Consider the following 11,797-nt stretch of genomic DNA (forward strand, 5'->3'; position numbering starts at 1 on the left):
CACTATAAAGGCTCGCGGCTGGCGTGGTACAGGCTGACCCGGCGGAATTCGTGCGGCTCGGCCAGGTCTGGCAGGGTCAGGGCGTCGAGCACGCCGAGCTGGCGATAGAGCGGGTGGCTGAAGTCGCGTACCCGCGAGTCGGCGACCAATGCCTGGCGACCCCGGCCGAGAAAGGCATCGAGCAAGGGCAGGTTGGCGCGGTCGTACAGCACGTCGGCGACGAGGATCAGGTCGAAGCGGTCGGCTTCGGCGAAAAAATCCTCGCTGTAGCCCAGCGTCACGCCGTTGAGTGCAGCGTTGGCGCGGCATGCGTCCAGGGCCAGCGGGTCGAGGTCGCAGGCGACCACCTCGCGCGCACCGGCACGGGCTGCGGCGATGCCGGCGATCCCCGAACCTGCGCCGAAGTCCAGCACGCGCTTGTCACGTACCCATTCGGGGTGTTGGGCCAGGTAGCGGGCCATGGCCAGGCCGCTGGCCCAGCAGAAGCTCCAGTAGGGGGGCTCGTCGAGGATGCGCCGGGTCTCGTCGGGGCTGAATGCCCGGTCCATGTTCTCGGCGTCGAGCAGCCACAGCTTGAGGTCGCAGCCCGGCAATTCGCTGATGACCAGGCGCGCTTCGCCAATCAGGCCGCTGAGGGCCTGTTGCAGGTGTAGCGGTGTCACGTTATGGCGCCTTCTCGAAACGCAGTGGGCCGGTGGTCTGGGTTTCGGCCTGGACGATGCGCTGCGGCGGCAGGTGCATGATCAGTTGGCCGGAGCGGCTGGCGCGCCCGCGCAGCTCGACCCGGGCGCCAGCAGGAAAGGCCTCGGGGTTGAAGCGTAGATGATACGGCAGGGCCTGGCCGGTGCCGGTCAGGTCGCTGCTGGCCAGCAGGCGTTGGGGGCGGCCGCGCTCGTCGATCACCAGCAGTGCCAGCTCGACTTCGGCGCCTGCGGGGATTTCCATCAGGGTGCCGCTGAGTTCGCGCTGGTAGGCCGGCAGCGGGCCCGGTTCGTCGCTCTTCTTGACTGTCTTGGGCGCGCTGGGCGCCACAGGCTGTTCGGTCTTCGGCCGGTCGCTGCCGCAGGCGGCGAGCAGGCCGGCCAGGCACAGGACGACGAGGGCTCGATGGTGCATGGGGTAATCCTTCACAGGCAGATTTCTCTGGATGGTAACCCCTTTGGCTTGTCTTGCCAGTGGGATGCGCTACCATGGCCCTCCCTTTTTTTGTTGCCTGCCACCATGCACTGTCCCTTTTGCGGTGCCAACGACACCAAGGTCATCGATTCGCGACTGGTCGCCGAGGGCGAACAGGTCCGCCGCCGCCGCGAATGCGTCGCCTGCGGCGAGCGCTTCACCACCTTCGAGACCGCCGAACTGGTCTTGCCCCGGCTGATCAAGCAGGACGGCACGCGCCAGCCCTTCGACGAAGACAAACTGCGTGCCGGCATGCAGCGGGCGCTGGAGAAGCGCCCTGTCGGCGTCGAGCGCCTGGAAGCGGCGCTGGCGCACATCAAGAGCCGCCTGCGGGCTACCGGCGAGCGCGAAGTGAAGTCGCTGGTGGTCGGCGAGCTGGTGATGTCCGAGCTGCGCAAGCTCGACGAAGTTGCCTACATCCGCTTCGCTTCGGTGTATCGGCGCTTCCAGGACCTCGACGAATTCCGTGAAGAAATCGACCGCCTGGCCCGTGAGCCAGCCAAAGAGTAAGCATGTCCAGCCAGACCGCGTTGCTTGACGCCCATTACATGGCCCGTGCCCTGGAACTGGCCCGCAAGGGCCTGTACACCACCCACCCCAACCCGCGGGTGGGCTGCGTGATCGTTCGCGACGGCGAAGTGGTCGGCGAGGGCTGGCACGTGCGTGCCGGCGAGCCGCATGCCGAAGTGCATGCCCTGCGCCAGGCCGGTGAGCGTGCGCGTGGCGCCTGCGCCTACGTCACCCTCGAGCCCTGCAGCCACCATGGCCGCACGCCGCCGTGCGCCGAGGCGCTGGTCAAGGCAGGTGTGGCGCGGGTGGTGGCGGCGATGCAAGACCCCAACCCGCAGGTGGCCGGGCGTGGCCTGTGTCGGCTGGCCGAAGCCGGTATCGAGGTTGCCAGTGGCGTGCTCGAGGCCGAAGCCCGCGCGCTCAACCCGGGCTTTCTCAAGCGCATGGAGCATGGGCTGCCCTTCGTTCGTGCCAAGCTGGCGATGAGCCTGGACGGCCGCACTGCCATGGCCAGCGGCGAGAGCCAGTGGATTACCGGCCCCGCTGCGCGCGCCGCGGTACAGCGCCTGCGCGCCCGCTCCAGCGTGGTGCTGACCAGTGCCCAGAGCGTGCTGGCCGACAACGCGCGGATGACCGTGCGCGCCGCCGAGCTTGGCCTGGACGACGAAATGACCGCGCTGGCCGTGTCGCGCCCGCCGCTGCGGGTGTTGATCGATGGCCGTCTGCGCCTGCCGCTGGACGCCCCGTTCTTTCAGGCCGGCCCGGCGCTGGTGGTCACCGCCGCCGCGCAGGACCCGCGCTACGCCGCCGCCGGCCACGAGTTGCTGGTGCTGCCCGGCAGCGATGGCCAGGTCGACTTGCCTGCGCTGCTGCGCCTGCTGGCCGAGCGCGGTGCCAGCGAGGTCCTGCTCGAAGCGGGCGCCGGTCTGGTCGGCGCCTTCGCTCGCCACGGCCTGATCGACGAATACCAGCTGTTCGTCGCCGGCACTTTCCTCGGCTCCCAGGCCCGCCCGTTGCTGGAGTGGCCGCTGGAGCACATGAGCGAAGCGCCGCGGCTGAAGATCATCGAAATGCGCGCCGTGGGCGATGACTGGCGAGTCACGGCCATCCCCTTGCCCGCGCCCGGCGTATAATGCCGGGCTTGCTTCGCGCAGCCCGTACCTGAGGAGAACACCATGTTCACCGGCATCATCGAATCCATCGGCACCATTCGCAGCATGACCCCCAAGGGCGGTGACGTGCGCGTCTACGTCGAAACCGGCAAGCTCGACCTGGGCGACGTCAAGCTCGGCGACAGTATCGCGGTCAACGGCGTGTGCCTGACCGCCGTGGAACTGCCAGGCGATGGCTTCTGGGCCGACGTCAGCGTCGAGACCCTCAAGCGCACCGCCATGGTCGAGCTCAAGAGCGGCAGCCGCGTCAATCTCGAAAAGGCCCTGACCCCCACCACCCGCCTGGGCGGCCACCTGGTCAGCGGCCATGTCGACGGTGTCGGCGAAATCGTCTCACGCAGCGATAACGCCCGCGCCATCCAGTTCCGCGTACGCGCCCCGAAAGAGCTGGCCAAGTACATCGCCCACAAGGGCTCGATCACCGTCGATGGCACCAGCCTGACGGTCAATGAGGTCGATGGCGCCGAGTTCGAGTTGACCATCGTCCCGCACACCCTGTCCGAAACCATCATGGCCGACTACCGTGCAGGTCGTCGGGTGAACCTTGAGGTCGACCTGCTGGCCCGTTACCTGGAGCGTCTGCTGCTGGGCGACAAGGCCGCCGAGCCGAGCAAAGGCAGTGGCATCACCGAAAGCTTCCTGGCCGCCAACGGCTTCTTGAAATCCTGATTGAGAAGGGGGTGCCGCGTGGCGCTCAACAGCATCGAAGAACTGGTCGAAGACATCCGCCAGGGCAAAATGGTCATCCTCATGGATGACGAAGACCGCGAAAACGAAGGCGACATCATCATGGCAGCCGAGTGCTGCCTGCCCGAGCACATCAATTTCATGGCCAAGCACGCTCGTGGCCTGATCTGCATGCCGATGACCCGCGAGCGCTGCGAAACGCTCAAGCTGCCGCTGATGGCGCCGCGCAACGGCTCCGGCTTCGGCACCAAGTTCACCGTGTCGATCGAGGCCGCCGAGGGCGTCACCACCGGCATCTCCGCCGCCGACCGCGCCCGCACCGTGCAGGCTGCCGCCGCGAAGGACGCCAAGGCCGAGGACATCGTCAGCCCTGGCCACATCTTCCCGCTGATGGCCCAGCCTGGCGGCACCCTGGCCCGCGCCGGCCACACCGAAGCGGCCTGCGACCTGGCGCGCATGGCCGGTTTCGAGCCGAGTGGCGTCATCTGCGAAGTGATGAACGACGACGGCACCATGTCGCGCCGCGCCGAGCTGGAAGTGTTCGCCGCCGAGCACAACCTCAAGATCGGCACCATCGCCGACCTGATCCACTACCGCATGATCCACGAGCGCACCGTGCAGCGCGTCTCCGAACAGCCGGTCGAAAGCGAGCTGGGCCAGTTCAACCTGGTCACCTACCGTGACTCGGTGGAAGGCGACGTGCACATGGCGCTGACGCTGGGCAAGATCTGCGCCGAAGAGCCGACCCTGGTGCGTGTGCACAACATGGATCCGCTGCGTGACCTGCTGCTGGTCAAGCAGCCGGGCCGTTGGAGCCTGCGCGCGGCCATGGCCGCAGTGGCCGAGGCCGGCAGCGGCGTGGTGCTGCTGCTGGGCCACCCGCTGGACGGCGATGTGCTGCTGGCGCATATCCGCGAAAGCGCGGGCGATGTGCAGGCCAAGGTGCCCAGCACCTACAGCACCGTGGGTGCCGGTTCGCAGATCCTGCGCGACCTCGGTGTGCGCAAGATGCGCCTGATGAGCTCGCCGATGAAGTTCAACGCGATATCCGGATTCGATCTGGAAGTTGTAGAATACGTGCCCTCCGAGTGACACAGGTGCGCCAGCATTGTCCTGGCGCTCGTGTCCGAACCCTCCCGAAGGCCGCCTGGTGCGGCCTCGCTCTTTAATATGAGAATACCGGAATGACCCTGAAGACCATCGAAGGTACCTTCATCGCCCCCAAAGGTCGCTATGCTTTGGTGGTTGGCCGCTTCAACAGCTTCGTCGTCGAAAGCCTGGTGAGCGGTGCCGTCGATGCCCTGGTTCGCCATGGCGTCAGCGAAAGCGACATCACCATCATCCGTGCCCCGGGTGCCTTCGAGATCCCGCTGGTGGCACAGAAAGTCGCCCAGCAAGGCGACTACAGCGCGATCATCGCCCTGGGTGCAGTGATCCGTGGCGGTACCCCGCACTTCGAATACGTGGCGGGCGAATGCACCAAGGGCCTGGCCCAGGTGTCCATGGAGTTCGGCGTTCCGGTATCCTTCGGCGTGCTGACCGTCGACTCCATCGAGCAAGCCATCGAGCGTTCCGGCACCAAAGCCGGTAACAAAGGTGCCGAAGCTGCCCTGTCCGCCCTGGAAATGGTCAGCCTGCTGGCGCAGTTGGAGGCCAAGTGATTAGCGACGACAGCGATCGTTTCAACCCGCGCGATCCAAAACCTGCGGATGCCGGCAAGCCCTCCAAGAGTGCCAAGCGTCGCGAAGCCCGCAAGCTCGCCACGCAAGCGCTCTACCAGTGGCACATGGCGCAGCATTCGCTGAACGAGATCGAGGCTCAGTTCCGGGTCGATAACGATTTCTCCGATGTCGACGGTGCCTATTTCCGCGAAATCCTCCACGGAGTTCCGGCAATCAAGGGCGAAATCGACAGCGCACTCAGCCCTTGCCTGGACCTGGCACTGGACGAACTCGACCCGGTCGAGCTGGCCGTGCTGCGTCTGTCCACCTGGGAGTTCATCAAGCGCGTCGACGTACCGTACCGCGTGGTGATCAACGAAGGCGTGGAGCTGGCCAAGGTCTTCGGTGCCACCGATGGCCACAAGTTCGTCAACGGTGTGCTCGACAAGCTCGCGCCCAACCTGCGCGAAGCTGAAGTCAAGGCCAACAAGCGCTGATCGCGGCGCTGACGAGCCATGGGTGAGTTCGAGCTGATCCGTCACTTCTTTGCCGCCGCGCCTTGTGCGCAGGGCGGTGACGGCGTGGCCCTGGGGATCGGCGACGATTGCGCCCTGCTGGAGCTGCCGGCCGGCGAACAGCTGGCAGTCTCCACCGACACGCTGGTTGCAGGCGTGCACTTCCCGGCAGTCTGCGACCCCTCGCTGCTCGGCCAGCGCTCGTTGGCCGTTGCCGCGAGCGACCTGGCGGCCATGGGCGCGACTGCCATCGGCTTCACCCTGGCCCTGACCTTGCCCGAGGTCAGCGCGGATTGGCTGCAAGCCTATGCCCAAGGCCTTCAGCGCATGGCCCACCGCTGTCGCATGAGCCTGATCGGCGGCGACACCACCCGCGGCCCCCTGAGCTTCACCGTCACCGTGTTTGGCCGGGTTCCGGCCGGGCAGGCCTTGCGCCGTGACGGTGCCAGGCCGGGCGACCTGCTGTGTGTCGGCGGCAACCTGGGCAACGCCGCAGGGGCCTTGCCGCTGGTGTTGGGCGAGCGCCAGGCGCCGGCTGAACAGGCCCAGGCGCTGCTTGCGCAGTACTGGTCGCCGATGCCGCAGCTCACCTTGGGCGAGCTGCTGCGTGGCCATGCCACGGCGGCGCTGGACGTTTCCGACGGCCTGCTTGCCGACTGCGGTCATATCGCCCGGGCCTCGGGCGTCGCCCTCGAAGTGAACCAGCATCAGGTTCCGGTATCTACCGAACTGGAGGCTTTCCTCGGGCGTGACGCTGCCGTGCACGCGGCGCTCACCGGCGGCGACGACTATGTGCTGGCCTTCACCATCCCCGCCGCGCAACACCAGGCATTGCAGCTGCCGGGGTTCATCCATGTCCATGTCATCGGCCGCGTCCTGGACGGGCAGGGCGTCACGCTGCGTGATCGCCAGGGTCGTGACATCACCCCCACGCAACGGGGCTATCAACATTTCAGGGAGACACCGTGACCGACCACCCCAATCAGGTGCCTGCGGAGTTCGTTCCGCCTTCGGTCTGGCGCAATCCATGGCACTTCATCGCGTTCGGCTTCGGCTCCGGCACCTTGCCCAAGGCGCCGGGGACCTGGGGCTCGCTGGTGGCGCTGCCGTTCATCCCGCTGTGGCAGATGCTGCCGGATTGGGGCTACTGGCTGCTGCTGGGAATCACCATGCTGTTCGGCTTCTGGCTGTGCGGCAAGGTGGCGAACGACTTGCGCGTGCACGATCATGAAGGCATCGTCTGGGACGAGATGGTCGGCATGTGGATCACCTTGTGGCTGGTGCCCGAAGGTTGGCAGTGGCTGCTCGCAGGGTTTCTGATGTTCCGCTTCTTCGACATCCTCAAGCCTTGGCCGATCCGCTGGATCGACCGCCATGTGCACGGCGGTGTCGGCATCATGCTCGACGATATCCTGGCCGGCGTGTTTGCCTGGCTGGGCATGCAGGTGCTGGTTTGGGCGGTTGCCTGAGACAAGGAGCGGGTCGATGGCCATACGGACTGTGCTACTGGCGCTGACACTGGTTTTCCTGCCCTGGGGCGCCGGGGCCGCCGAGCTGCCGAAGCAGGTGCGACTGGTCAGCGAGGAGTGGATCGACTACACCAACGCCGATGGCAGCGGGGTTGCCTGGGATGTGCTGCGCAAGGTGTTCGAACCGGCCGGGGTGAAGGTCGAGGTGACGAGCGCGCCTTACAGCCGTGCAGTCGGACTGGTCAAGCGCGGCGAGGCCGATGCCTGGGTGGGTTCGTACAAGCAGGAGAACGAAGACAACCTCTACCCGCGCTGGCACTTCGATATGGACCATATCTATGCATTGGGGCTCGCCAGCAAGCCGGTTCCGACGCTGAACAGCGTCGGCGAGTACCGCCTGGCGTGGGTGCGCGGCTATGACTACCAGAGCTACCTGCCCGATGTGAAAAACTTCCGCGAGATCCAGCGCCGCGAAGGCATCCTGCCGATGCTGGAGCATGACCGGGTGGATTTCTATATCGATGCCGAAACCGAAGTGGATTACGTGCTGCACCAGGCCAGCAAGCCGCAGGACTTCCGCCGCACCCACATCGCTGAGCTGCCGCTGTACCTGGCCTTTACCCGCAGCGATCAAGGCAAGGCTCTGCGCGACCTGTTCGACCAGCGCATGGAGAAGCTGGTACGCAGTGGCGAGCTGCGGTCGATCTTCGAACGCTGGAAGCAGCCGTACCCGTTCGCTTCCGACAGCCAGCCGCATTGATCGCCGAGGCGCCTACCACGGGGGCGTATCTGGCGAGCCTATGCATCGAACTTTTCGATCTTAAGCCGCGAGATTCAGCCTGCGCATGCCCGCTGGGCTGCTGATACAATCTGGCCCATTGAAATTTCCTACTTATCAGGAGCACAACGTGCCCGTCGTCTTTGTTGCCGCCTCCAAACTCCCAACGCCCTTTGCGACATTCACCATGCATGGCTTTCTCGACGAAGCCACCGGCCGCGAGCATGTGGTGCTCAGCCTGGGTGATATCGCCGACGGTGAACCGGTGCTCGGGCGTCTGCACTCCGAATGCCTGACCGGCGACGCTCTGTTCAGCCAGCGTTGCGACTGCGGCTCGCAACTGGAAGCCGCGCTGCAGGCCATCGCCCGTGAAGGTCGTGGCGTGCTGCTGTACCTGCGTCAGGAAGGTCGAGGCATCGGTCTGTTGAACAAGATCCGCGCCTATGAGCTGCAGGATGGCGGCGCCGATACCGTCGAGGCCAACGAGCGCTTGGGCTTTGCGGCCGACCAGCGTGACTACGCCATGTGCCTGCCGATGCTCGAGCATCTGGGCGTCAAGTCGCTGCGCCTGATGACCAATAACCCACGCAAGGTCAAAGCCCTGACCGACATGAACATCGTGGTTGCCGAACGCGTGCCGCTGCACACTGGCCACAACCCGCACAACCGCCTGTACCTGGCGACCAAGGCCGACAAGCTCGGTCACATGATGGGCAACCGTCACCAAGGCGAGGCGCCCCAAGCGTGACCCGTGGCCAGGTGAAGCGGCGCCTGGCGTTGGCCTGGTGGCAGTATCTGGCTGTCGGGCTGGTGCCGCTACCGGTCATGGCCTGGGCTTTTGGTGGCAGTGAAGCGCTGATTCCGGTGCTGGCGATGCCACTGTTCATTGCCGGTGCGGCCACCATGTTTCTCAGCCTGCCGCGCTTCGGTGCCTATAAGCGGGCGCTGATCGCCACCTCCAAGGTGCTCGACACCCCCGAAGAGCCCGCCGCCTGGATTGAACTGGCGCGGGTTCGTCGCCTGGCCATGACCTACGCCTGCTTCCCGGCCTGGATCGCCGCGCTCTCGGTGCTGGTGGGGCTGGAGGCGGTGCCTCAGGTGCTACTGGCGTTGTCCACCGTGGTGCTGCTCTACCTCTACCGCATCCCGCGCCAACTGGACTGATGCGCGCCTTTTTCGTTGCCGTGCTGCTGTCGATCGGTGCATTTGCCGAGGCTGGGCCGCGCGTGATCAGCCTCGGGCCGTCGATGACCGAGATCGTCCTGGAGCTTGAGGCGGACGATTTGCTGGTGGGCGTGCTCGACAGCGGCGAGCGGCCGCAGCGTCTGAAGGATCTGCCATCGGTCGGGCGCTACGGGCAACTGGACATGGAGCACCTGCTGGCGCTCAAGCCCGACCTGCTGCTGCTCTGGCCCGGCAGCGTGCCCCCGGCCCAGCGCGACCAGTTGCGTCAGCTGGGGATTGCCACGTTCAGCAGCGAGCCCCACGACCTGGAGCAACTGATCGAGCAGATCCAGACCATCGCCGTGCGCCTGGGGCGTGCCGAGCAGGGGCAGCGCTACGCGCAGAGGCTGCGCGAGCGCCTGGCCGAACTGCGCGAGCGCTATCGCCGCGAGCAGCCACTCAAGGTGTTCTATCAGGTCTGGGATCAGCCGTTGTACACCCTGGGTGGCCGTCAGGTGGTGAGCGATGCACTGGCGGTCTGTGGGGCGCGCAACGTCTTTGCCGACCTTGAGCAGCCTGCGCCGCAGGTGAGCGTCGAGTCGGTGCTGGCGCGCGACCCTGATGTGATCCTGGCCGGCGACGCTGCGCAGTTGGCTGGTTGGAAGGCCTGGCCAAAGCTCAGCGCCGTTGCCGGTGGGCACCTGCTGGTGGTGCCCGACAAGGGCCTGGAGCGTCCCAGCGGACAGATGATCGACGCGACGGCGCGCCTGTGTGCGCTGCTGGCGTCTACAGCGCCGGTGTCCAGGTAAGGCTCAGCAGCCAGGTGCGGCCTTCTTCGCGGTAGCCGTAATTGTTGCCCCGGAAGTTATAGAGGGCGCGGCTGTACTGCCTGTCCAGCAGATTGTCGAGTTTCAGGTCGAGCCTCAGTTCTCTTGTGGCCAACCAGCCACCACGAAGGCCGAGCAGGCCATACCCGCCGATGCGTTCTTTATTGTCTTCGTCGTTGTAGCTGCTGCTGACGGCTTGCCAGCTAGCACCGACATTGAAGCGGTCGAAGTCTCGATCTACATCCAGGCTTAGCGTTCGCCGTGCGCGACGAGCCAGGGTATGGCCGGTTTCGCGGTCGCGCGGGTCGATCTGTGCTAGGCCCAGCCGTGAAGCCCAGCCGTTCCAGTCCTGGTTCAAGGCCAGTTCAATGCCGTTGATTCGTGCCCGGGCAGTATTGGCCATGGCATCGGTTGTCGAATCGTAGGTGATGGCATCGCGTAGTTCGGTGCGGTACAGCGATGTTTCCAGACGGCTGCTGTCAGTCAGTTGGCTGCGCCACTGCAGCTCGTAACTTCTGGAGTGCTCCGGCTTGAGGTCTGGGTTGCTGAACCCGGGGTAGTAGAGGTCGTTGAATGTTGGAGCTCGGAAGCCTTCGCTGTAGGACAGTAGCAGGTCGTTGCTCGGGTTCAGGGGCAAGCTCAGGTTGCCGCTCCAGGTGGTCTGGCTACCGAACTGCTGGTTGTCGTCCTGGCGCAGGCCGAGCTCTGTTGAAAAGTGCTGGCCCTGGAAGCGGTGTTGGGCAAACACGGCGCGGTTCCAACGGCTTTGCTGGGTGAAGTCGGTACTGGCATGTACCCGGTCCTGATACCAGTCGCCACCCACCAACATGCTGTGCTGTTCGTTCAAGCTCAGATCGTTTTGCCAAGTGGCCTGGTCGCGATAGGTGTTGAACGGCGATCGGGTGCCCGCCAGCTTGTCGCGGCTGTCGTCACGGTTCTCGCTGTGGGCCAGTTCGAGGCGCGAATGCCAGCGCTCGCTGAGCTGGGCGTCGAGATAGCTGCCCAGGCTGCTGACGGTGAAATAGGAGTAGGGCAGTTGTGCGCTGGCACCGCCTGGCTCGTCGAATTCATGACGCCCCCGGCTGTCGAGCAGGTTCACCCCGGCCTCGAATCGCTCACCGAAAGTATGGCTCAGGCTCAGGTTGAAAGACTTGTTGCGGTAGGCGTCGTGATCGCCATCGCTGGCGAAGGACGGTCCGGTCGAATCGATGCCTGCGGTTTCGTCGAGGCTGGCGCCGAGGTTGAAGCGTGTCTGGCCATCGCCACCGGACAGTCCCAGGCTGCGCTGGAAGGTCTGGTTGCTGCCGGCCGCCAGGCGCAGCCGCGGTTGCAGGCCGGGGCCGCTGGCGCGTCGGGTGAAGATCTGGATCACCCCGCCGATGGCGTCGCTGCCGTAGACCGCCGAGCGCGAGCCGCGCAGCACTTCGACGCGCTCGATCTGGTCGACGTCGAGAAACTGCAGGCCGCTGTCGCCGGAGGTGGCGTTGGCAATGCGTACGCCATCCACCAGCACCAGGCTCTGCGCGGCCTTGGTGCCGCGGATGAAAATCCCGGGCAGGCTGCCGCGGCCACCGGTGGGGGCGACTTGCACGCCGGGCACGCGGGTCAGCAGGTCGGTGACGCTGGAGGGTTGCAGACGGTCGATGTCGGCGCGGGTGAAGACCGTGTTGGCGGCGCTGGTGGCGCTGCGCGATTCGACTTCGCGGTTGGCGCTGATCAGCACGTCGGGGAGCTTCAGGGCGTTGTCGCGTTCGGCGGCCAGCAAGGGCAGAGGGAGGCAGAGCAGCGGTGCAAAGGTCAGGATTTTCATGGGCAGTACAATAGCATTCGCGGGCGAG

At 65.7% G+C, this 11,797-nt stretch carries 15 protein-coding genes; 12 read left to right on the plus strand and 3 right to left on the minus strand.

Annotated features, from left to right (window positions below; translation table 11 throughout):
- Window positions 1-2: 2 nt before the first annotated feature.
- Complete coding sequence (locus APH44_RS16165; protein WP_054893593.1) at window positions 3-662, minus strand: methyltransferase; 660 nt, start codon at window positions 660-662, stop codon at window positions 3-5.
- A gap of 1 nt (window position 663) precedes the next feature.
- Window positions 664-1,116, minus strand: coding sequence for a YbaY family lipoprotein (locus tag APH44_RS16170; protein ID WP_054893594.1), 453 nt, complete (start codon window positions 1,114-1,116; stop codon window positions 664-666).
- A gap of 105 nt (window positions 1,117-1,221) precedes the next feature.
- Here APH44_RS16170 and nrdR point away from each other — a divergent pair, with 105 nt between their 5' ends.
- From nrdR to APH44_RS16230, 12 genes are all read left to right on the plus strand, one after another.
- Window positions 1,222-1,686 (plus strand): transcriptional regulator NrdR, encoded by a 465-nt coding sequence (gene nrdR / locus APH44_RS16175; protein ID WP_054893595.1) that lies wholly within the window; start codon window positions 1,222-1,224, stop codon window positions 1,684-1,686.
- 2 nt (window positions 1,687-1,688) lie between these two features.
- Window positions 1,689-2,819, plus strand: a complete 1,131-nt coding sequence (gene ribD, locus APH44_RS16180; RefSeq protein ID WP_054893596.1) for a bifunctional diaminohydroxyphosphoribosylaminopyrimidine deaminase/5-amino-6-(5-phosphoribosylamino)uracil reductase RibD — start codon at window positions 1,689-1,691, stop codon at window positions 2,817-2,819.
- Window positions 2,820-2,861: 42 nt separating this feature from the next.
- Entirely contained in the window at window positions 2,862-3,527 is a 666-nt protein-coding gene (locus APH44_RS16185; protein ID WP_054893597.1) for a riboflavin synthase, read from the plus strand.
- An 18-nt stretch (window positions 3,528-3,545) separates the two neighbouring features.
- Window positions 3,546-4,637: a bifunctional 3,4-dihydroxy-2-butanone-4-phosphate synthase/GTP cyclohydrolase II gene (gene ribBA, locus APH44_RS16190; protein WP_054893598.1), complete on the plus strand. Its 1,092-nt coding sequence runs from the start codon at window positions 3,546-3,548 to the stop codon at window positions 4,635-4,637.
- A 92-nt stretch (window positions 4,638-4,729) separates the two neighbouring features.
- Window positions 4,730-5,206 (plus strand): 6,7-dimethyl-8-ribityllumazine synthase, encoded by a 477-nt coding sequence (gene ribE / locus APH44_RS16195; protein WP_054893599.1) that lies wholly within the window; start codon window positions 4,730-4,732, stop codon window positions 5,204-5,206.
- Complete coding sequence (gene nusB, locus APH44_RS16200) at window positions 5,203-5,703, plus strand: transcription antitermination factor NusB (RefSeq protein WP_054893600.1); 501 nt, start codon at window positions 5,203-5,205, stop codon at window positions 5,701-5,703. Before ribE ends, nusB begins: the two co-directional genes overlap by 4 nt.
- 18 nt (window positions 5,704-5,721) lie before the next feature.
- Entirely contained in the window at window positions 5,722-6,690 is a 969-nt protein-coding gene (gene thiL, locus APH44_RS16205) for a thiamine-phosphate kinase (RefSeq protein WP_054893601.1), read from the plus strand.
- Window positions 6,687-7,190: a phosphatidylglycerophosphatase A gene (locus tag APH44_RS16210; RefSeq protein ID WP_054893602.1), complete on the plus strand. Its 504-nt coding sequence runs from the start codon at window positions 6,687-6,689 to the stop codon at window positions 7,188-7,190. The genes thiL and APH44_RS16210 overlap by 4 nt, the downstream gene beginning before the upstream one ends.
- Before the next feature lie 16 nt (window positions 7,191-7,206).
- Window positions 7,207-7,950, plus strand: a complete 744-nt coding sequence (locus APH44_RS16215) for an ABC transporter substrate-binding protein (protein WP_054893603.1) — start codon at window positions 7,207-7,209, stop codon at window positions 7,948-7,950.
- A gap of 148 nt (window positions 7,951-8,098) precedes the next feature.
- Window positions 8,099-8,716, plus strand: coding sequence for a GTP cyclohydrolase II (gene ribA, locus APH44_RS16220; RefSeq protein WP_054893604.1), 618 nt, complete (start codon window positions 8,099-8,101; stop codon window positions 8,714-8,716).
- Complete coding sequence (locus APH44_RS16225; protein ID WP_054893605.1) at window positions 8,713-9,132, plus strand: hypothetical protein; 420 nt, start codon at window positions 8,713-8,715, stop codon at window positions 9,130-9,132. Before ribA ends, APH44_RS16225 begins: the two co-directional genes overlap by 4 nt.
- Entirely contained in the window at window positions 9,132-9,941 is an 810-nt protein-coding gene (locus tag APH44_RS16230; RefSeq protein ID WP_054893606.1) for a cobalamin-binding protein, read from the plus strand. The genes APH44_RS16225 and APH44_RS16230 overlap by 1 nt, the downstream gene beginning before the upstream one ends.
- Here APH44_RS16230 and APH44_RS16235 read toward each other — a convergent pair.
- Window positions 9,919-11,769, minus strand: a complete 1,851-nt coding sequence (locus APH44_RS16235; protein ID WP_082420948.1) for a TonB-dependent receptor domain-containing protein — start codon at window positions 11,767-11,769, stop codon at window positions 9,919-9,921. The two genes, APH44_RS16230 and APH44_RS16235, sit on opposite strands and share 23 nt — an antisense overlap.
- Between the last annotated feature and the right edge of the window lie 28 nt (window positions 11,770-11,797).

Source organism: Pseudomonas sp. NBRC 111143, assembly GCF_001320965.1.
Classification (GTDB): domain Bacteria; phylum Pseudomonadota; class Gammaproteobacteria; order Pseudomonadales; family Pseudomonadaceae; genus Aquipseudomonas; species Aquipseudomonas machongensis.

Excerpts from the sequence above, each read along its gene's own strand:
- APH44_RS16170 (WP_054893594.1), bottom strand. The coding sequence starts at position 1,116 with ATGCACCATCGAGCCCTCGTCGTCCTGTGCCTGGCCGGCCTGCTCGCC.
- nrdR (WP_054893595.1), top strand. The coding sequence starts at position 1,222 with ATGCACTGTCCCTTTTGCGGTGCCAACGACACCAAGGTCATCGATTCG.
- ribD (WP_054893596.1), top strand. The coding sequence starts at position 1,689 with ATGTCCAGCCAGACCGCGTTGCTTGACGCCCATTACATGGCCCGTGCC.
- APH44_RS16185 (WP_054893597.1), top strand. The coding sequence starts at position 2,862 with ATGTTCACCGGCATCATCGAATCCATCGGCACCATTCGCAGCATGACC.
- ribE (WP_054893599.1), top strand. The coding sequence starts at position 4,730 with ATGACCCTGAAGACCATCGAAGGTACCTTCATCGCCCCCAAAGGTCGC.
- thiL (WP_054893601.1), top strand. The coding sequence starts at position 5,722 with ATGGGTGAGTTCGAGCTGATCCGTCACTTCTTTGCCGCCGCGCCTTGT.
- APH44_RS16215 (WP_054893603.1), top strand. The coding sequence starts at position 7,207 with ATGGCCATACGGACTGTGCTACTGGCGCTGACACTGGTTTTCCTGCCC.
- APH44_RS16230 (WP_054893606.1), top strand. The coding sequence starts at position 9,132 with ATGCGCGCCTTTTTCGTTGCCGTGCTGCTGTCGATCGGTGCATTTGCC.
- APH44_RS16235 (WP_082420948.1), bottom strand. The coding sequence starts at position 11,769 with ATGAAAATCCTGACCTTTGCACCGCTGCTCTGCCTCCCTCTGCCCTTG.